A 19,924-nucleotide genomic window follows, 5' to 3' on the forward strand; every position below is an offset into this window, starting at 1 on the left:
GTCCCTCGCTCCCTGTCTGAACGCTGCTGTTCGACGATCTGTGCGTACGGGAGTCTAGGGCCTGATAAAGAGACGGTAAGCAGCCCGTCACACCTTGGGACGCGGGGGGTGGGGTTTTCCTCAGTGGATCCCGGCGGTCCACCTCATGGCGCGGCGCCGCGCCGCACGGCACGCTGACTCGTATGACCGAACGTCTCTCGACATCGAATCCCGCCGGGACCACCGGCGCAGCGACCGGCGACCGCCTGCCGTCGGCCCGTTTCGCCTACGACTGGCACACCTGGAAGGAGATCGCCCACCTGCTGGCGAATCTCCCGGCGTCGCTGCTCGGATTCACCTACGTCGTGACGATGCTGGCCGTCGGTGCCGGGTTGACGGTCACGGTGATCGGATTCCCGCTGCTGGCGGCCGGACTGCTGGGCGCGCGGCAGTTGGGCAGGCTGGAGCGGGCCCGGGCCCGGGCACTGCTCGGGGTGCGGGTGGACGAGCCGAGCCGGCTGCCGTGGCGGCGCGGGGAGGGGTTCTTCGCACAGTTGTGGATGGCCCTGAAGGACCCGGTGGGCTGGCGCACCGTCCTGTACGACTTCATACGGCTCCCCTGGGGCATCCTCACCTTCGTCATCACGTTGACGTCGTTGTTCGTGCTGTGGCCGGTGCTGCCGTTCATCGCGCGGGGCCTGGCCAACGCCGACCGGGCGATGGTGCGCGGGTTCCTGTCCCCTTCCGACGAGCTGGAGCGGCGGATCGCCGAGCTGGAGTCGGACCGGGGGGTCGTGGTGGACACGGCGGCGGCCGACCTGCGGCGCATCGAGCGCGACCTGCACGACGGCGCACAGGCCCGCCTGGTCAACCTGGCCATGGGGCTGGGTCTGGCCAAGGAGAAGCTCCTGGAGGACCCCGACGCGGCGGCGGCCATGGTCGACGAGGCGCACGGAGAGGTGAAGCTGGCCCTGCAGGAGCTGCGGGACCTGGCCAGGGGCATCCATCCCGCCGTCCTGACCGACCGCGGCCTGGACGCGGCGCTGTCCTCGGTCGCCTCCCGCTGCACCGTGCCGGTCAAGGTGACCGTCGACCTGACGGAACGCCCCGCGGCGGCCATCGAGGGAATCGCCTATTTCACCGTCTCGGAGCTGCTCCAGAACGTCAGCAAGCACAGCGGGGCGAAGTCCGCCTCGGTGGAGGTGTGGCGGTCGTCCGACCGACTGCTCATACAGGTGGAGGACGACGGCCGCGGAGGCGCACGCCTCGACGGCGGTACGGGGATGAAGGGCCTCGCCGACCGGCTGACCTCCGTCGACGGTCTCTTCGTCGTCGACTCGCCGGAGGGCGGCCCGACGACGGTGACGGCCGAGCTGCCCTGGCGCGACCGCGAGGACGCCGACAGCACCGCCAACGCCCGCGCCCACGCCCCCTCCCCCGCCTCCTCCGGCCCGAGGTGACCCACCGCGAGGCGCTGGAGCGGCGCCCCTAGGTGACCCACCACGAGGCACCGGAGCGGCGCCACCTGTCTCGGCCCGGGGGGTGGGGAAAACCCCCCTCCTGAGACGCCGACGAGCTCCATGGCCCGTGGGTGTGCGGCCGAGGAGGGTGGAGTTACGACGGCACAGCCGTAGGACGAGGAGAGGGACGGCACCGATGGCCACGGATTACGGACAGGGTTACGGGTTCGGGAACGGGCCCGGCTTCCCCGGGGACACCGGTGCGCGACGTCACCGGCTGCCGGCGGGGCTGCGGGCACCGTTCGAGGCACGAAGCTGGCGCGAGTTCGGCTATGTGCTGCTGAGCCTGCCGATCGGCGTCCTGCTCTTCACGTACGCCGTCACGATGGTGTCGCTGGGAGCGGGACTGCTGGTGACGTTCCTGGGCGTCCCGGTGCTGGCGGCGGCACTCGCCGGGTGCCGGGGTTTCGGCGCGATGGAACGGGCGCGGGCGCGCGGCCTGCTGGGACTGCGGGTGCCCGACCCGGAGCCGCTGCGGCTGAAGAAGCGGGGCGCGATGGGCTGGATGGGCGCCGTGCTCAAGAGCGGCGCCTCCTGGCGGAGTCTGCTGTACGCGGTGCTGCAGTTCCCGTGGTCGGTGTTCTCGTTCGTCGTGGCCGTGAACGTCTGGGCGTTCGGCTGGGCGATGCTGACGTACCCGCTGTGGTTCTGGGTGTTCCCGATGTACGCCGGCCAGGACGGGCTCCAGCTCTACGGCGACGAGACACACCAGGTCTACCTGGACAACCCCTTCGAGGTCACCGTGACCGCTCTGGTCGGGCTGCTGTTCACGCTGGCGACGCCGTGGATCGTCCGGGCGTTGACCACGGTGGACCGGCTCATGGTGCACGGGCTGCTGGGACCGTCGCGGCTGGCGACGCGGGTGGTGGAGCTGGAGTCGGACCGGGGGGTCGTGGTCGACACGGCGGCGGCCGACCTGCGGCGCATCGAGCGCGACCTGCACGACGGCGCACAGGCCCGCCTGGTCAACCTGGCCATGGACCTGGGTCTGGCCAAGGAGAAACTGCGGGAGGACCCGCGGGCGGCGGCGGTCATGGTGGACGAGGCGCACGGAGAGGTGAAGACGGCACTCCAGGAGCTGCGGGACCTGGCCAGGGGCATCCATCCCGCCGTCCTGACCGACCGCGGCCTGGACGCGGCACTGTCGGCGGTCGCCTCGCGCTGCACCGTGCCGGTGCGGGTGGAGGTCGACCTGGTGGAGCGGCCGGCGTCGGCGATCGAGGGGATCGCGTACTTCACGGTGTCGGAGCTGCTGCAGAACATCAGCAAGCACGCACGGGCCACGTCGGCCGCCGTGGAGGTCTGGCGGGTGGAGAACCGGCTGATGCTCCAGGTCGTGGACAACGGTGTGGGCGGAGCGGACGCGTCGGCCGGGTCGGGGCTGGCCGGACTGGCGGAGCGGCTCGACGCGGTGGACGGGATCCTCGTGGTGGACTCGCCGGCCGGCGGACCGACGCGGGTGACGGCAGAGCTGCCGTGGCGGAGCGAGCCGGTGGCCGGGTGAGCCGCCGCGAAGGCTGACGCGATGGCCGTCGCGGAGACCGTCGCCAGGCCATCGCGGAGACCGTCGCAGAGCCCCGCGCGGGGACGCCTCAGAGCCCCGCGACGGCCCGAAGACCCCCGCAGAGCCCTCTGGCCCGCCCGCCCCCTCGCCCCGGTCCCCGGGCCCCGGCCCCGGCCACGGCCCTCAAAGGGCGGCCAGCGTGATCGGAAACCGGCCACCGAGCAGCCGGCCCCGGACTGACGCCCCGCTCTTCCCGCTCTCTTTCCCGTTGTCCGAACGCATCAGGCCTCCGATGCTGGGATGCTGGACCCGTCGCACGGACGGTTCGTGGACGCGGCACGGGCCGCGCGGGCCGTGGGGTGAACGGGCTGTGGGGGGCCGAGGATCGTGGAGGACAGGGTGCGGGTGGTCATCGCCGAGGATTCAGTGCTGCTCCGAGAGGGGCTGACCCGGTTGCTGACCGACCGCGGGCACGACGTCGTGGCCGGTGTCGGCGACGGTGAGGCACTGATCAAGACCATCACCGAGCTGGACGGGCAGGGTGCGCTGCCGGACGTCGTCGTGGCGGACGTGCGGATGCCGCCGACGCACACCGACGAGGGGGTGCGTGCTTCGGTGCAGTTGCGCAAGGCGCACCCCGGTCTCGGCGTACTGGTGCTGTCCCAGTACGTGGAGGAGCGGTACGCCACGGAGCTGCTGGCCGGTTCCAGCCGCGGTGTCGGTTACCTGCTGAAGGACCGGGTGGCCGAGGTACGTGAGTTCGTGGACGCGGTCGTGCGCGTGGCGGAGGGCGGCACGGCGCTGGACCCGGAGGTGGTCGCGCAGTTGCTCGGGCGCAGCCGCAAGCAGGACGTGCTGGCGGGACTCACCCCGCGGGAGCGGGAGGTGCTGGGGCTCATGGCCGAGGGCCGGACGAACTCGGCGATCGCCCGGCAGCTCGTGGTGAGCGACGGGGCCGTCGAGAAGCACGTCAGCAACATCTTCATGAAGCTGGGCCTGTCCCCGAGCGTGGGTGATCACCGGCGGGTGCTCGCCGTGCTGACGTATCTCAATTCCTGACATCAGCGGCCCACCCGTCGGAAACGGCCGACGGGCCCGGTGGCCCGGGTCCGGCCCGGGTGCTCATCCGAACGAATGAGAACCGGCGCACGAGCGGGGTGCGTCTTCACGAGTGTCACGCGTACCAGGGGGTGGGGGAACGTGAGATCCCGAAGCGGCGGGCCGTCTCAAGGTCGTGTCCATCATGCGAATGTCCACCGGAAGCCAACACCTGCGGACGTAGGGTTGATCCCGGGACGGTCGGTGGGAGACCGGTCCCCGGACAGCCGCCTCGAGGGAGGTCCAGTTCAGTGACCAGCCAGGTCAGCAGCCCAGCGGAGCAGGCCGACGGAACCGTCGTAGGAGAGCAGCGCAAACCGGTCGGGGCGAAGGACGTCCGCCGGCTGGACCGGGTGATCATCAGGTTCGCGGGGGACTCGGGCGACGGGATGCAGCTCACCGGCGACCGTTTCACCTCGGAGACCGCGTCGTTCGGCAACGACCTTTCGACGCTGCCGAACTTCCCGGCCGAGATCCGGGCGCCCGCCGGCACGCTGCCGGGCGTCTCGTCCTTCCAGTTGCACTTCGCCGACCACGACATCCTCACCCCGGGCGACGCCCCCAACGTGCTGGTCGCGATGAACCCGGCCGCGCTGAAGGCGAACATCGACGACATGCCGCGCGGCGCGGAGATCATCGTCAACACGGACGAGTTCACCAAGCGGGCGATACAGAAGGTCGGCTACGACGCGTCGCCGCTGGAGGACGGTTCGCTCGACGGCTACCACCTGCATCCGGTGCCGCTGACCACTCTGACCGTCGAGGCCCTCAAGGAGTTCGACCTCACCCGCAAGGAGGCCGAGCGCAGCAAGAACATGTTCGCGCTCGGGCTGCTGAGCTGGATGTACCACCGGCCCACCGAGGGCACCGAGAAGTTCCTGAAGTCGAAGTTCGCCAAGAAGCCCGACATCGCCGCGGCCAACATCGCGGCCTACCGGGCGGGCTGGAACTTCGGGGAGACGACGGAGGACTTCGCGGTCTCCTACGAGGTCGCCCCGGCGGCGAAGGCGTTCCCGCCCGGCGTGTACCGCAACATCTCCGGGAACCTGGCCCTGGCCTACGGCCTGATCGCCGCCTCACGCCAGGCCGATCTGCCGCTCTTCCTCGGCTCGTACCCGATCACCCCGGCCTCGGACATCCTGCACGAGCTCAGCAAGCACAAGAACTTCGGCGTGCGGAGCTTCCAGGCCGAGGACGAGATCGCCGGCATCGGCGCGGCGTTGGGGGCCGCCTTCGGCGGCTCGCTGGCCGTGACGACGACGAGCGGTCCGGGGGTGGCGCTCAAGAGCGAGACCATCGGGCTCGCGGTCTCCCTGGAACTGCCGTTGCTGGTGGTGGACATCCAGCGCGGCGGGCCGTCGACCGGTCTGCCGACCAAGACGGAGCAGGCGGACCTGCTCCAGGCGATGTACGGGCGCAACGGCGAGGCGCCGGTCCCGGTCGTCGCCCCCCGCACCCCGGCGGACTGCTTCGACGCGGCGCTGGAGGCGGCGCGGATCGCACTGACCTACCGCACTCCGGTCTTCCTCCTCTCGGACGGCTACCTGGCCAACGGCAGTGAGCCGTGGCGGATCCCGGAGCCGGACGAGCTGCCGGATCTCGCGGTGCGGTTCGCGCAGGGCCCGAACCACACCCTGGACGACGGCACCGAGGTCTTCTGGCCCTACAAGCGCGACCCGCACACCCTCGCCCGCCCCTGGGCGGTGCCGGGCACCCCGGGGCTGGAGCACCGGATCGGCGGCATCGAGAAGCAGGACGGCACGGGGAACATCTCCTACGACCCGGCCAACCACGACCTCATGGTCCGCACCCGCCAGGCCAAGATCGACGGCATCGACGTCCCCGACCTGGAGGTCGACGACCCGGACGGCGCCGGGACCCTGGTGCTGGGCTGGGGCTCGACGTACGGCCCCATCACCGCCGCCGTGCGCCGGCTGCGGGGCGCCGGGGAGGCCGTCGCGCAGGCGCACCTGCGCCACCTCAACCCGTTCCCGCACAACCTCGGCGCGGTTCTCAAGCGGTACGACAAGGTGGTGATCCCCGAGATGAACCTCGGCCAGCTCGCCACCCTCATCCGGGCGAAATACCTGGTCGACGCGCAGTCGTACAACCAGGTCAACGGCATGCCGTTCAAGGCGGAACAGCTCGCCACGGTCCTGAAGGAGGCCATCGATGGCTGAGGCACTGAAGCTGGTCCCCCGGGCCGAGGGCAAGCAGTCCATGAAGGACTTCAAGTCGGATCAGGAAGTGCGCTGGTGCCCCGGCTGCGGTGACTACGCCATCCTCGCCGCCGTGCAGGGCTTCATGCCCCAGCTCGGCCTGGCGAAGGAGAACATCGTCTTCGTCTCCGGCATCGGCTGTTCCTCCCGCTTCCCGTACTACATGAACACGTACGGGATGCACTCCATCCACGGCCGCGCCCCCGCCATCGCCACCGGCCTCGCCGCCTCCCGCCGCGACCTGTCCGTCTGGGTCGTCACCGGAGACGGTGACGCGCTCTCCATCGGCGGCAACCACCTGATCCACGCCCTGCGCCGCAACGTCAATCTCAAGATCCTGTTGTTCAACAACCGGATCTACGGCCTGACCAAGGGCCAGTACTCCCCCACCTCCGAGGTCGGGAAGATCACCAAGTCCACCCCGATGGGGTCCCTGGACGCGCCCTTCAACCCGGTCTCCCTGGCCATCGGCGCGGAGGCCTCCTTCGTCGCCCGGACCGTCGACTCGGACCGCAAGCACCTCACCGAGGTCCTGCGACAGGCCGCCGACCACCCGGGCACGGCCCTGGTCGAGATCTACCAGAACTGCAACATCTTCAACGACGGCGCCTTCGAAGCCCTCAAGGACAGACAGCAGGCCGAGGAGGCGGTGATCCGCCTCGAACACGGGCAGCCGATCCGCTTCGGCACCGACGGGACGAAGGGCGTCGTGCGGGACCCGCAGACCGGTGACCTGAAGGTCGTCACCGTCACCGCGGACAACGAGGCGGACGTCCTGGTCCACGACGCCCACGCCGCGTCCCCGACCACCGCCTTCGCCTTGTCCCGGCTCGCCGACCCGGACACCCTGCACCACACCCCGATCGGCGTCCTGCGCTCCGTCGACCGGCCCGTGTACGACACCCTCATGTCCGACCAGCTCGACACCGCCATCGAACAGAACGGCAAGGGCGACCTGGCGGCGCTGCTCGCCGGCGGCGACACCTGGACCGTGGTCGGCTAGCGCCGGCGACGGTGCATGGCGAGGGGAGAGGCCCGGACGCTTCCGTCCGGGCCTCTCCCCTTGCCATGCCGCCCGGGCCCCGACTCCTCGGGCTGACTGCCACGCGCCCACATACTTACCTACCGGTAAGTACCTAACTTTAAAGTGGGCACTATCCTGTAGTTAGCGCTGCCTTTAGGGTTGGTGGCATCGCACCCCCACAAGGAGTACAGAAGCCATGAGCATCGTCGTCACCGGAGCAACCGGACACCTCGGCCGCCACGTCGTACGGCAGCTACTGGAGAAGGTGCCGGCGGACCAGGTCACCGCGGTCGTCCGCGACCGCGACAGGGCCGCCGACCTCGCCGCCCGCGGCGTACGGCTCGCCATCGCCGACTACAACTCCCCCGAGACCTTCGACGCCCTGTTCGCGGCCGGCGACCGGGTACTGCTGATCTCCGGCAACGAGTTCGACCAGGGCCGCGTCCAGCAGCACACGGTCGTCATCGACGCGGCCAGGAAGGCCGGCGTCGCCCTGCTCGCCTACACCAGCGCCCCCAGCAGCCTCACGGCCGCGCTCGCCGACGACCACCGCGCCACCGAGGAGGTGCTGGTCGGCTCGGGCGTGCCGTACGTGCTGCTGCGCAACGGCTGGTACCACGAGAACTACACCGAGCAGCTCGCCCCGGTCCTGGAGCACGGCGCCGTCGTGCAGGCGGCCGGCGAGGGCCGGGTCTCCTCCGCCTCCCGCGCCGACTACGCGGCCGCGGCCGTCACCGTACTGACCGGCGAGGGCCACGAGAACACGGCGTACGAGCTGGGCGGTGACGAGGCCTGGAGCTTCGCCGAGTACGCCGCCGAGCTGAGCCGGCAGACGGGCGAGGAAATCGTCTACAACCCCGTCTCCATCGAGGCCTACACCGGAATCCTCACCGGCGCCGGGGTGCCCGGGCCGCTGGCGGACGTCTTCGCCGGCGTGGACGCCGCCATCGAGAAGGGCGAGCTGGTCGTCTCCACCGGTGACCTGTCCCGGCTGGCCGGCCGGCCGACCACGCCGCTCGCCGAGGCCGTCGCCGCAGCGCTCAAGAGCTGACCTCGACCACACGCCTCGGCCGCGGGCCCGACCACACGCCTCGAACGCGGGCTCGACCACACGCCTCGAACGCGGACCTCGGCCACGGCCCCTCGGTCGCGGGCTTCGATGGCGGGCTTCGACGGCGGGCCGGACCTCCGCAACACTCACCCCCGTCTGTCATGACCGTATGCCGATACGGGCATGACAGGCGGCCGGGTGCGGCGTTACCTTCGTCCTGGCATGCATCCGTTGCGGCATGCCGAACGCGAGAAGGAGGTGCCCGTGGCCGGGTCGTCGAGGAGTGAGCAGCGAATAGGCCTGCTGAACGGCTTCGCGGCGTACGGGATGTGGGGGCTGGTCCCACTGTTCTGGCCGCTGCTCAAGCCCGCCGGGGCCGGGGAGATCCTCGCCCACCGGATGGTGTGGTCGCTCGCCTTCGTCGGCGTCGCCCTGCTCGTCGTACGGCGCTGGGCCTGGGCCGGCGAGCTGCTGCGGCAGCCGCGCAGGCTCGCCCTGGTCACCGTGGCCGCCGCGGTCATCACCGTCAACTGGGGCGTCTACATCTGGGCCGTGAACAGCGGCCATGTCGTCGAGGCCTCGCTCGGGTACTTCATCAACCCGCTGGTCACCATCGCGATGGGCGTACTGCTGCTGAAGGAACGGCTGCGGCCCGCCCAGTGGGCGGCGGTCGGGACCGGCTTCGCGGCCGTGCTCGTCCTCACCGTCGGCTACGGCCAGCCGCCGTGGATCTCCCTCTGCCTCGCCCTCTCCTTCGCCACGTACGGACTGGTGAAGAAGAAGGTCAATCTGGGCGGCGTCGAGTCGCTGGCCGCGGAGACGGCGATCCAGTTCCTGCCCGCGCTCGGCTATCTGCTGTGGCTGGGCGCACAGGGCGACTCCACCTTCACCACCGAGGGCGCGGGACACGCGGCCCTGCTCGCCGCGACCGGCGTGGTCACCGCGATCCCCATGGTCTGCTTCGGCGCGGCGGCGATCCGCGTACCGCTGTCCACGCTGGGGCTGCTGCAGTACCTGGCCCCGGTCTTCCAGTTCCTGCTCGGCGTCCTCTACTTCGGCGAGGCCATGCCGCCCGAGCGCTGGGCCGGCTTCGGGCTGGTGTGGCTGGCGCTCACCCTGCTCACCTGGGACGCCCTGCGCACCGCCCACCGAACCGCCCGGACGCTCAGGGCGCACCTGGACCAAGCGGGCGCGGGCGTGACACCGGTCAAGGGGGGCGCCCCGCGGGAGTCGGGAATCGTGGCCTCCGGAGCGCCGGCCCCCGGTTCCGTCGGGTCGGAGCAGCTCGACACGGCGGCAAGGAAGCCGTAGCGGCCCGGTCGCCCCGCCGCTGTCCGTCGTCACCCCGTCCCGGGCGCCCGGCGCGCGCGGTGGGCCCGCGCCTTCTCCCGGTTGCCGCAGTGCTCCATCGCGCACCAGCGGCGGCGGCCCGGGCGCGAGGTGTCGACGAAGAGCAGCCGGCAGTCGTGGGCACCGCACTCCCGGATGCGGTCGGCGTACGGACCGGTGAACAGCTCGACCGCGTCGCGCGCGACCGTCGACAGCAGACGGGCGCCCGTGGCGCCCGGGGCCCACCCGCGGGTGCCGTCCGCCTCGATGCGGGCGACGAGCGGGGGCCCGGCCGCCGCCGCGTTGACGGCGCCCAGGTGCTCGGCCCGGAGCGGGCGTCCGTGCGCACGGTCCGCGGTGAGCAGGAAGAGGGCGTCGCGCAGGGCCCGGGCCCGCTCCACATCGGTCTGTTCGACGGCCGGATCCAGCCCCTCCGGCAGTCTGCTCCGGCCGGCCCACGCGGCCAGGTCGGCGGGCTCGTGCAGCACCTCCCAGCGCGCGTAGGCGCCCGGCCCGCCCGTCGTCAGCAGTTCGAGACAGAGCGCACCAGGGTCGAAGCGGTACGGCTTGCCCTCGTGCGACAGCAGCGTCAGCCCGGGGGAACCGGGCGGACCCGCGGACGGTTTCGGCGATTCCATTGCCCGCTCACTCATGTAACCACTATAACTGGTTACATGACATCGACCTCTGGACCGGCCCCCCTGCACTTCAAGATCGTCATCGACGCCACCGCCCCGCACGCGCAGGCGGACTTCTGGGCCGCCGCCCTCCATTACGAGGTGGAGGACAACAGCGCGCTCATCGAGAAGCTGCTGGGTTTCGGGGCCGTACCGGCCGAGTTGACCGTCGAGTCCCACGGCCGCCGCGCCTGGCGGGACCTGGCCGCCGTACGGCACCCCGACGACCCCTACCAGGAGGAGAGCGGCACCGGGCTGGGACGACGGCTGCTGTTCCAGCGGGTGCCGGAGGCCAAGACCGGCAAGAACCGGCTCCACCTCGACCTGCACCCGGGCGAGGGGCGGCGCGAGGAGGAGGTCACCCGGCTGGAGGCGCTGGGAGCGAGCGTCCTGCGGCACGTGAAGGAACCGGGCGGGGAGTGGATGCTGATGGCGGACCCCGAGGGGAACGAGTTCTGCGTCCACTAGGACGCTCTCTCCGCGCCCACCAGGATGCGTCCTCCGCGCCCGGCAGTATGCGTCCTCCGCGCCCGGCAGTATGCGGCTTGCACCGTCGGCAGTACGTGGCTTCCACCGCCGGCAGCACACGGCTTCCACCGCCCGGCCGGGCGTCACCAGGGGCTTCCGATATACGCGACACCGTGGCCGAATAGCGGTCTTGACGGTCGGTCAGCACCGGCCACACCATCCAGGCACCCCATTCACTGCGGAGTCCCCTCCCCAGGGCCTCCCTAGGAATCCGGAGCCCCCCACATGAAGCTCCCCCGTTCCGGGCGTGCGCTGGCGGCCGGTGCCGTCGCGGTCGCCACTCTCATCAGCGGCGGATCGATGGCCGGCGCCGCACCCGCGGCCGACACCGCACCCGCGGCACTCGCCGCGCCCGACATACCGATAGCCAACGTCAAGGCCCACCTGACGCAACTGCAGTCGATCGCCACGGCGAACGGCGGCAACCGCGCCCACGGCCGCCCCGGCTACCAGGCCTCGCTCAACTACGTGAAGGCCAAGCTGGACGCGGCCGGGTTCACCACCACCGTCCAGCGCTTCACCGCGTCCGGCCGCACCGGCTACAACCTGATAGCCGACTGGCCCGGCGGCGACGCGAATCAGGTTGTCATGGCCGGGTCACACCTGGACAGCGTCTCCTCCGGCCCCGGCATCAACGACAACGCCTCCGGCTCCGCAGCCGTCCTGGAGACCGCGCTCGCCGTCGCCCGCTCCGGCCACCAGCCCACCAAGCACCTGCGTTTCGCCTGGTGGGGCGCGGAGGAACTCGGACTGGTCGGCTCCCGCTACTACGTCAACAGCCTCGGTTCCGCCGGCCGCGCGAAGATCAACGGCTACCTGAACTTCGACATGATCGGTTCGCCCAACCCCGGTTACTTCGTCTACGACGACGATCCCACGATCGAGCAGACCTTCCAGGAGTACTTCGCGGGCCTCGGCATCTCCACGGAGATCGAGACCGAGGGCGACGGCCGCTCCGACCACGCACCCTTCAAGAACGCGGGCGTCCCCGTCGGCGGCCTCTTCAGCGGCGCCGACTACCGGAAGACGTCCGCGCAGGCGGCCAAGTGGGGCGGCACAGCGGGCCAGCCGTTCGACCGCTGCTACCACTCGTCCTGCGACACGACCGCCAACATCAACGACACGGCCCTGAACCGCAACAGCGACGCCGTCGCGTACGCGATGTGGGAACTGTCGCGGTAGGGCCGGCACCCCGCCTCCCCGAGGCCCGCCCGGTCAGCCGGTCCGGGCGCGGGCGCGTTCGGCGAGGCGGCCCATGCGGTTGCGGGCGGACTCCAGTTGCTCGGAGTCCGCGGCGGCCGGGCCCTCCTCGGCGGCGAGTTCGCTCCACAGGCCGACCAGCTCGTGCCCCAGCTCCAGGCCCCGTGCCGGGTCGCGCACGGCGCGCCAGGCGGTGGCCGCGCTCTGCACGTTGCCGTACGCCGCCTCCGGGTCGCCCGCGCGGCGGTGAATCCGGACCAGGTCCAGGGAGACGCGGAGGGCGTGGTCCGGGTCGCCCGACAAGTAGGCGATGTAGGCGGTGAGTTCGCGGAGCCGGAGTACCTCCGGGTGCTCCGGCCCCAGCGTTGCCGAGGCTTCGGCCACGGTCTGCTCCGCCAGTCGCGCGGCCGACTCCGTACGTCCCTCCTTGACGGCCTCGTTGATACGGGCCGTCGGCTCGGCGAGGAGCGCGGGGGCGGTGGCGTCGCCGGGTGCGGTGAGCGGTTCGTCACCGAGCACGGCCTCGGCCACGGCGTCGAAGCCGCGTGCGGGGGTGGGCTTGGGGTCGGGATCCGGGTCGGGGTCGGGGACGACGTCGACAACCGGCCCACGCGTGGGCGGCGGCGTCGAACTGTCGGAGGCGCCGGTCGCCGAAACACCGTCCATCCGGGGCGGCGGTCCGAACTCCCCCGTCGGCGGCGCCACCGTACCGGGCGCCGGGCCCGCGGCCGGTTCCGGCAGGGCGCGCAGCGTGAACGTCGGGGCGGACTCGCCGGCCGGCGCCCCCTGCGGCCCGGGCGTCGTCGGGAGGCTATCCGTCGGGTCGCCGTCCCGCACCGGCTCCACCGGCCGCAGGACGTGAGTGTGCCGGTCACGCTGTACGGCGGGCCCCCCGGGAACGGTCGGCACCGGTTCCGCGGCGAGGTGACTGGAGCCGTCCGGGTCGACGCGGAGCGGGACGGAGTAGCCGATGCGCTCGTCGTGGACCGTGGCGAGAACGGGGCGGCCGGCGGCGAGGGCGAGGCGGTGGAGGCGGTTCAGGACGGCGTTCTGGATCTCCTCGCCGGGGGCCGCGACGACCGGTGAGCCGTCGACCGAAGCGCTGCGGGGGCCGGAATCGGCCACCGGCACGCGAACGTCGATCGGCGTCGCCGCAGGAGCGGGCGAGCGCTCGGCGCCCTCTTGGTCCCGCTGTTTCTCGCGGCCGAGTCGAGACATCGTTCCCCCACTCATCGGCGGCTTCCGTCGGCGGTTTCGCTTCCCTGCCGTCCAGAGCCTGTCATGCCTGTCGTACACCTGCTGTCGAGTCTCTCCGCTCGCTCGCGATTCTCGCGTCACCGGGGTGTCACAGGCTCGTTCCAGGAGGTCACGTCGGTGTCCGCGAGTCCAGAGGGGGCGGGCACGCGGGGGGCGTGAGGCGGGAGGGGACCGGGCACGGCGGCGCCGGTGTCTCGACGCTCGCCGCGGTGTACGGCGGGCAGGACTGCGGGCGCGACTGGCCCGGCCCCGGCGACCCGCCGTCGGTGCTCCTCGTCGCCCGTACGCACGCGGCCGGGCTGGCGGCGGTCGACCGTGCCGTGGCGGCCTTCCGGCGCGGGCGGGTTCCGGCGGGGCTCGGTCTCGACTCCGGCGTCCTCGTCGCGGACGCGCCCGGGCGGCTGCCCCGGCCGCTCGCCCAGCGCGTGAGGCTGCTCGAAGCGGTGGTGGACGTCCACCGCGTTCCATGGGTTCCCGCCTGGCGCCTCGGTGAGGTGGACGGACGCCCTCCACGAGGCACGGACACCCTGGCCGGCCGCACCGGACGGGTGCGCTGAGCCTTCCGACGTCCGATGGACTATTCCTTGCGCACACATTGCTTGCGTGTGCATATAATGCAGGTGCTGGTATTCGCGCACCCCAACCAATCGGGGAGACCCCATGAACCGCCGCTTCCTCTTCCTGCTCGGCAGCAGCCGCCCCGGCGGCAACACCGAACTGCTCGCCCGCCGTGCCGCCGAGCAACTGCCCGCGGACACCGAGCAGCGGTGGATCGACCTGACCGAACACCCGCTGCCCGAGTTCGAGGACCTGCGGCACGACAGCGACCACGTCCGCCCCACGGAGGGCAGCGCGGGCCTGCTGCTCGACGCCACCGTCGCCGCCACGGACCTCGTGATCGCCTCGCCGCTGTACTGGTACTCGCTGTCCGCCCCCGTCAAGCGCTACCTCGACTACTGGTCCGGCTGGCTGCGCACCCCCGGCCTCGACTTCAAGGCGACCCTGGCCGGCCGCACCCTGTGGGGCGTCACCGCCCTCGCGCACCAGGAGCGGGAGGTCGCCGACCCGCTGATCGGCAGCCTGAGCAACTCGGCGGCCTACATGGGCATGCGTTTCGGCGGGGTGCTGCTCGGCAACGGCAGCAAGCCCGGCGACGTCCTGAACGACACCGAGGCCCTGACCCGCGCCAAGACCTTCTTCGCGCAGGATGCACCGCTCGCCCGTTTCCCGTACGACCGCACGGAGGTCCGTCCTACGACGTGATGTCCTACGACGTGATGTCCTACGACGTGATGTCCTTCGTCGTGAACCGCGCCCAGGCCGCCGAGCCGAACACCGCCGCGTAGAGGGCCTGGAGGCCCAGGTTCTTCACCAGGTCGTCCCAGTAGACCGGTTCGCGCATCAGGTCGGCGAAGGACAGCCAGTAGTGCGAGAAGAAGTACGGCCGGAGCGCGTCGAGCTGCGGGATCTGGTCGAGGATCTGGACGGTGATCAGCAGCCCGACCGTGGTCGCCATCGCCGCGATGCCGCTGCCGGTCAGGGTCGAGACGAACAGGCCGAGGGCCGCGACGCCGACGAGAGAGGCGGCCACGACCAGGGCGATCAGCAGGGCGCGGCCCAGGCCCTCGGCGTAGGTGATCCGGGTGCCGGAGATGGTGGTCAGTTCGCCGACCGGGAACAACAGCGCTCCGACAGCGAGCGCCGAGACCGCGACCACCAGCGTGGCGGCGAGGCAGAACGCGATCACCGTGGCGTACTTGGTGAGCAGCAGGCGGGTGCGGCCGGCCGGGGCGACCAGGAGGTAGCGCAGGGTGCCCGCGCTCGCCTCGCCCGCGATCGCGTCGCCCGCGACGACACCGACGGCCATCGGCAGGAAGAACGGGAGGGTCGCGGCGAGCGCGGTGAAGACCAGGAACAGGCCGTTGTTGCTGATCTGCGAGATGAACGCCGGGCCCGCGCCGCCGCCACCTCCGCCACCGCCACCGCCACCGAACGACGCCCCGTCGCTCGTCTCGATCTTCACGGCGATCCCCACCAGGACCGGCACGGCGGCCAGCACGCCCAGGAGGGCGAGGGTGCGCCAGCGCCGGAAGGTGATCAGCAGTTCGCTGCGGAGCAGCCCGAAGGACCACAGCGGGCTCGGGGCGCGCACCGCGCTCGGCACCCCGGCCCGCGGCGCCCGCTCCGCCGCCCACGGCGCCCCGGCCCGCGGCGCCTCAGTCCCCGGCACCTCAGTCCCCGGCCCCTCAGCCCGCGACATCGAAGCCCTCCCCGGTCAGCGCCACGAACGCGTCCTCCAGTGAGGCGCGTTCCACTCCGAAGCCGCGGACCCGGACGCCGGCCGCGACCAGGGCGGCGTTCAGGTCGGCGAGGTCGCGGTCCGGTGGTTCCGCCGTCACCCGGTCCTCGGCGACCGCGACGTCCCCGGCTCCGTGCTCCTTCAGCACCCGGGCGGCCTCCCCCGTGTCCGGCGTGGTCACCACCAGCCGCCCGCGCGCCCCGGCCGCCAGGTCGGCGACCGGACCCTGGGTGATCAGCCGCCCCTGCGCCATCACGGCGGCGTGCGTGCAGACCTGCTCGATCTCGTCCAGCAGGTGGGAGGAGAGGAAGACGGTGGTGCCGTCGGAGGCCAGTTCGCGCACGAGCGCGCGGATCTCGCGCATGCCCTGAGGGTCGAGCCCGTTGGTCGGCTCGTCCAGGACGAGCAGGCGGCGCGGCTGGAGCAGCGCAGCCGCGAGTCCGAGCCGCTGCTTCATGCCGAGCGAGTACGCCTTCGCCTTCTTGCCGGCGGCGGCCGCGAGGCCCACCCGGTCCAGCGCCACCGCGACGCGCTCGCGCCGGGTGCGCGGGTCTGCGGCCGGGTCGGCGGCGTCGTAGCGCAGCAGGTTGTCGCGCCCGGAGAGGAAGCCGTACAGGGCGGGCCCCTCGATGAGGGCGCCGACCTGGGGCAGCACGGTGCGGGCGGCGCGCGGCATGGGCCGGCCCAGTACGCGGGCGGTGCCCGAGGTCGGCTCGATCAGGCCCATCAGCATGCGGATGGTGGTGGTCTTGCCGGAACCGTTGGGACCGAGGAAGCCGAAGACGCTGCCCGCCGGAACGGTCAGGTCCAGACCGTCGACGGCGAGCTGTCCGCCGCGGTAGCGCTTGGTGAGCGCCCGGGTCGAGATGACGGCGTCGTCCGCGCCGCTCGCCTGGCCCGGGCTCCCCGCTTCCGTGGCGGACGCTTCGGCCACCGGCTCCCTCACTTCGTCGTCACCGCTCCATGCTGACCACCGCTCCGTACGGACACCGCCCCGTACGGACACCGCCCCGTACGAACACTGCCTCGTAAGGACACCGCCCCGTACGGACACGGCTCCCGTCCGACGCCTACTGGGCCGCGTCGGCCGCCTTCACCAGCGCGTCCTTGGTGACCGCGCCGGCGTAGACCTTGCCGTCGTCCGTGATCAGGGCGTTGACCAGACGGGTCTTGAAGACCGTGCCGGATCCGAAGTCACCCTTGACCTGGTCGCCGAAGGAGCCGAGGAAGCCACCGAGGTCGCCGCCCGCGGAGGCCGTGGGCAGACCCTGGCCACCGGTGTCGAAGGTGGCGATCGAGTTCCAGCCTTCGCCGATGACCTTCAGGCCGTCCGTCCCCTTCAGACCGTCCATCTCCTCGGCGAGGCCGCCCCCCGCCTCCCGGCCGTGCTCCGCCGCCTCGGCCGCCTCGTCGGCCTCTGTGACCTTCGCACCCTTGGGCGGCGTGAAGTCGAACGTCGACGCGTCCGGCTGCGCGAAGCTGACCTTGGTGAAGCCCGCGTCCACGACGGCCGCGCCGCCGCTCGACGGGGTCAGCGTGAACTTCAGCGGCATGCCGGTCTTCGCGTCCACCGCGACGCTGACGGCGCCGACCGTGGAACCGTCCTGCTTGGGCTTGATCACCAGTCGGTACGCGTCCCGGCCGGCCACCTGCGCGGTGCCGTCGACGGTCACGGACGTGGTGTCGTCGACCGCCTTGAGGGCCTGGTCGGCGAAGTCCTTCGGGGTGACCGGCGCCTCCTTGTGGGGCTGCTCGGCGCTGCCGGACGCGGTCGAGTGGTACACCTCGTTGGACTCGCTGTCGTAGCCCCAGACGTCCTTGCCGTTGTGGATCAGGCTGTACTCGGCGGCGTTCTCCAGCAGGGACAGCTTCTGCCGGTCGGGGCCGTCGGCGGCGACCCGGAGCGTGTGGGTGCCGGAGACCAGCTCGGTGAGCTTGGCCGACGGGTCGGCGGCGGAGCCGTCCTCGTCCCCGCCCGACCCCGGACCACCAGACATTCCGGACATCAGGCCGCTCTCCAGGCCGCCGAGGTCCGGCAGGCCCAGGTCCGTGCTGATCTTGACCGTGCCGGACAACTGCTCGACGTCCGACTTGGCGATCTTCTCGATGAGCTGCTGCGCCGTGATCTCCGGCAGGTCGGGGTCCCCGGAGTCGGCGAGCGCGGGGACGAGCCCGATCGTCGCGGCCGCCACTCCCATCACCGCGACCGGGACGACGTACCGCGCGGCCCTGCGCCGTCCGGACCGCAGGCCCTCGCCCGCCCCGGCGGTCGTGCTGTCGTCGGAATCGATCGGTGCCATTGTGTGCCCTACCTCCGTCGTCGGCGGCGGCTTTCCCACGGCCTCGCACTCGTTCACCCGTGAGCCGCCATTCTCACCCGAATCGGTGAGGATTGGTGTCTTCCGTGGTGTCCATCTGACCAAATCGGCCAACCGGAGTCGTCAGACCGCGGGCTCAACTCCGCATACTCCTGCGGGATGACACGGAGGGGCTGCGGCTCCCCCTGCCCGTAGGGGGCGGATACGCCGCCGGACACTCCCGGCCCGCGGGAGTCGAGGTACGCGGCCGGACACTCCCCGGCCCACAGGAGACGGGGTGCGCACGCCGGACACTCTCCGGCCCACAGGAGACGGGGTGCGCACACCGGACACTCCCCGGCCCACAGGAGACGGGGTGCGCACGCCGGACACTCTCCGCCCACAGGAGGCGAGGTGCACGGTCGGACGCTCCCGGCCTGAAGGGGGCGGGCGGGACGCGCTGCCGGGTGCTCAGCCGGCCCGGTGCACCACGGCGTCGCACAGCTCCACCAGCGCGGACTTCGCCTCGCACTCCCTGAGCGGGGCCAGCGCCGCCCGGGCGTCCTTGGCGTACCGGACCGTGTCCCGCCGCGCCTGCTCCAGCGCGGGGTGGGCGCGCAGCAGGCGCAGCGCCTCCGCGTGCCGCGCGTCGTCGCTCAGGTCGGAGTCCAGCAGCTCGCACAGCGCGATGTCCTCGGCGAGCCCCAGCCGGGCCGCCCGCTCGCGCAGCCGCAGCACCGGGAGGGTCGGGATGCCCTCGCGCAGGTCGGTCCCGGGCGTCTTCCCCGACTCGCGCGAGTCGGAGGCGATGTCCAGGACGTCGTCCGCGAGCTGGAAGGCGACGCCGAGCCGCTCGCCGTACTGGGTCAGCACGTCCACGACCGTCTCGTCGGCGCCGGACATCATCGCGCCGAACCGGCAGGAGACCGCCACCAGCGAGCCCGTCTTGCCGCCCAGCACGTCCAGGTAGTGGTCGACCGGGTCCCGGCCGTCCTGCGGCCCCGCCGTCTCCAGGATCTGGCCGGTGACCAGCCGCTCGAACGCCAGGGCCTGCACGCGGACCGCCTCGGGCCCGAGGTCGGCGAGGATCTGCGAGGCGCGGGCGAACAGGAAGTCGCCGGTGAGGACCGCTACCGAGTTGCCCCAGCGGGTGTTGGCACTGGCCACGCCGCGCCGCACGGCGGCCTCGTCCATCACGTCGTCGTGGTAGAGGGTGGCGAGGTGGGTCAGCTCCACGACGACGGCCGAGGGCACGATGCCGGGGGCGTAGGGGTCGCCGAACTGGGCGGAGAGCATCACCAGCAGTGGCCGAAATCGTTTACCGCCGGCCCGCACCAGGTGCTGGGCGGCCTCCGTGATGAACGGAACCTCACTTTTGGTTGCCTCAAGCAACCCTTCCTCGACCGCAACCAATCCGGCCTGGACATCGGCTTCCAGAGCCTGGTCCCGCACGCTCAGCCCGAACGGCCCGACGACGGTCACGAGGGGTCTCCTGTCTGCTGGTGTCTACTGGCGATTACCTGGTTTGTCGATAGGTCGCTGCCACCACTCAAGTCAGCGTATCCGGTCACCTTTCGATCACCGCTAGCGCCCACCGTTACAGGCCGGTCGGTATCAGATCATGCACAGTATGTTTTTGATCAGGTGATATGAGCACATATTGATCGACATCACCAGGGCCGGAATCCGCCACGAAGATCACATCACTCCTCCCAACGGCCCGCACTCCGAATACGTCACCCACCCGGCTCGCTCCGCGCCCGCCCCGAACGGATGCCCGCACAGCACACGGAAACACCGGACGGAGCGGGGCCGGAGAGGGGGGCGCGCGCGACGGCGGACCCGCCCGGCCGGCGGTCGCCACCCGAAGCCCTCCCACTCTGCGGCCGATTGACTCGCGATTGGCCCTAATGCCCGATTTGCCATTCTTGTTGAGTCAGTG

At 71.7% G+C, this 19,924-nt stretch carries 17 protein-coding genes; 11 read left to right on the forward strand and 6 right to left on the reverse strand.

From position 1 onward, the window contains the following. Window positions 1-182 precede the first annotated feature (182 nt). The 7 genes from B1H29_RS15310 to rarD all read left to right on the forward strand — a co-directional run bounded on the left by B1H29_RS15310 (window position 183) and on the right by rarD (window position 9,706). Window positions 183-1,439: a sensor histidine kinase gene (locus tag B1H29_RS15310; RefSeq protein WP_055418420.1), complete on the forward strand. Its 1,257-nt coding sequence runs from the start codon at window positions 183-185 to the stop codon at window positions 1,437-1,439. Window positions 1,440-1,635: 196 nt separating this feature from the next. Then, a complete protein-coding gene (locus B1H29_RS15315; RefSeq protein ID WP_055418421.1) occupies window positions 1,636-3,003 on the forward strand; it encodes a sensor histidine kinase in 1,368 nt (455 codons plus the stop codon). Between the two features lie 399 nt (window positions 3,004-3,402). After that, window positions 3,403-4,062 carry a response regulator transcription factor gene (locus B1H29_RS15320; protein WP_055418422.1) on the forward strand — a complete coding sequence of 220 codons (660 nt, stop codon included), beginning with the start codon at window positions 3,403-3,405 and terminating at the stop codon, window positions 4,060-4,062. Between the two features lie 290 nt (window positions 4,063-4,352). Further along, complete coding sequence (locus B1H29_RS15325) at window positions 4,353-6,281, forward strand: 2-oxoacid:acceptor oxidoreductase subunit alpha (protein ID WP_079160238.1); 1,929 nt, start codon at window positions 4,353-4,355, stop codon at window positions 6,279-6,281. After that, on the forward strand, window positions 6,274-7,323 hold the full coding sequence (locus B1H29_RS15330; RefSeq protein ID WP_055418426.1) for a 2-oxoacid:ferredoxin oxidoreductase subunit beta: 1,050 nt from the start codon (window positions 6,274-6,276) through the stop codon (window positions 7,321-7,323). Before B1H29_RS15325 ends, B1H29_RS15330 begins: the two co-directional genes overlap by 8 nt. A 217-nt stretch (window positions 7,324-7,540) precedes the next feature. After that, on the forward strand, window positions 7,541-8,395 hold the full coding sequence (locus tag B1H29_RS15335) for an SDR family oxidoreductase (protein WP_055418427.1): 855 nt from the start codon (window positions 7,541-7,543) through the stop codon (window positions 8,393-8,395). A gap of 264 nt (window positions 8,396-8,659) precedes the next feature. Continuing rightward, window positions 8,660-9,706: an EamA family transporter RarD gene (rarD, locus tag B1H29_RS15340; RefSeq protein WP_055418428.1), complete on the forward strand. Its 1,047-nt coding sequence runs from the start codon at window positions 8,660-8,662 to the stop codon at window positions 9,704-9,706. 29 nt (window positions 9,707-9,735) lie between these two features. Here the strand turns inward: rarD and B1H29_RS15345 are convergent, their stop codons facing one another. After that, complete coding sequence (locus B1H29_RS15345; RefSeq protein ID WP_199832359.1) at window positions 9,736-10,362, reverse strand: CGNR zinc finger domain-containing protein; 627 nt, start codon at window positions 10,360-10,362, stop codon at window positions 9,736-9,738. A 36-nt stretch (window positions 10,363-10,398) separates the two neighbouring features. Here B1H29_RS15345 and B1H29_RS15350 point away from each other — a divergent pair, with 36 nt between their 5' ends. Beyond that, window positions 10,399-10,869 (forward strand): VOC family protein, encoded by a 471-nt coding sequence (locus tag B1H29_RS15350; protein ID WP_055418429.1) that lies wholly within the window; start codon window positions 10,399-10,401, stop codon window positions 10,867-10,869. Between the two features lie 285 nt (window positions 10,870-11,154). Further along, window positions 11,155-12,111 carry a M28 family metallopeptidase gene (locus tag B1H29_RS15355; protein ID WP_055418430.1) on the forward strand — a complete coding sequence of 319 codons (957 nt, stop codon included), beginning with the start codon at window positions 11,155-11,157 and terminating at the stop codon, window positions 12,109-12,111. Between the two features lie 33 nt (window positions 12,112-12,144). Here the strand turns inward: B1H29_RS15355 and B1H29_RS15360 are convergent, their stop codons facing one another. Further along, complete coding sequence (locus tag B1H29_RS15360) at window positions 12,145-13,347, reverse strand: hypothetical protein (protein ID WP_055418431.1); 1,203 nt, start codon at window positions 13,345-13,347, stop codon at window positions 12,145-12,147. Between the two features lie 194 nt (window positions 13,348-13,541). On the opposite strand from B1H29_RS15360, the gene B1H29_RS15365 reads away from it, so the two are divergent. Further along, window positions 13,542-13,943, forward strand: coding sequence for a hypothetical protein (locus B1H29_RS15365; protein ID WP_234393019.1), 402 nt, complete (start codon window positions 13,542-13,544; stop codon window positions 13,941-13,943). Window positions 13,944-14,046: 103 nt separating this feature from the next. Next, window positions 14,047-14,649 carry a flavodoxin family protein gene (locus B1H29_RS15370; RefSeq protein ID WP_055418432.1) on the forward strand — a complete coding sequence of 201 codons (603 nt, stop codon included), beginning with the start codon at window positions 14,047-14,049 and terminating at the stop codon, window positions 14,647-14,649. Window positions 14,650-14,668: 19 nt separating this feature from the next. Here the strand turns inward: B1H29_RS15370 and B1H29_RS15375 are convergent, their stop codons facing one another. From B1H29_RS15375 to B1H29_RS15390, 4 genes are all read right to left on the reverse strand, one after another. Further along, complete coding sequence (locus tag B1H29_RS15375; RefSeq protein WP_234393020.1) at window positions 14,669-15,646, reverse strand: ABC transporter permease; 978 nt, start codon at window positions 15,644-15,646, stop codon at window positions 14,669-14,671. Beyond that, window positions 15,633-16,619, reverse strand: coding sequence for an ABC transporter ATP-binding protein (locus B1H29_RS15380; protein WP_055418434.1), 987 nt, complete (start codon window positions 16,617-16,619; stop codon window positions 15,633-15,635). The genes B1H29_RS15375 and B1H29_RS15380 overlap by 14 nt, the downstream gene beginning before the upstream one ends. A 136-nt stretch (window positions 16,620-16,755) precedes the next feature. Continuing rightward, on the reverse strand, window positions 16,756-17,985 hold the full coding sequence (locus tag B1H29_RS15385) for a LolA family protein (RefSeq protein ID WP_055418435.1): 1,230 nt from the start codon (window positions 17,983-17,985) through the stop codon (window positions 16,756-16,758). A 468-nt stretch (window positions 17,986-18,453) separates the two neighbouring features. After that, window positions 18,454-19,464 (reverse strand): polyprenyl synthetase family protein, encoded by a 1,011-nt coding sequence (locus tag B1H29_RS15390; RefSeq protein WP_055418436.1) that lies wholly within the window; start codon window positions 19,462-19,464, stop codon window positions 18,454-18,456. Window positions 19,465-19,924 lie beyond the last annotated feature (460 nt).

The sequence above is a fragment of the Streptomyces pactum genome (genome assembly GCF_002005225.1).
Lineage (GTDB): Bacteria > Actinomycetota > Actinomycetes > Streptomycetales > Streptomycetaceae > Streptomyces > Streptomyces pactum_A.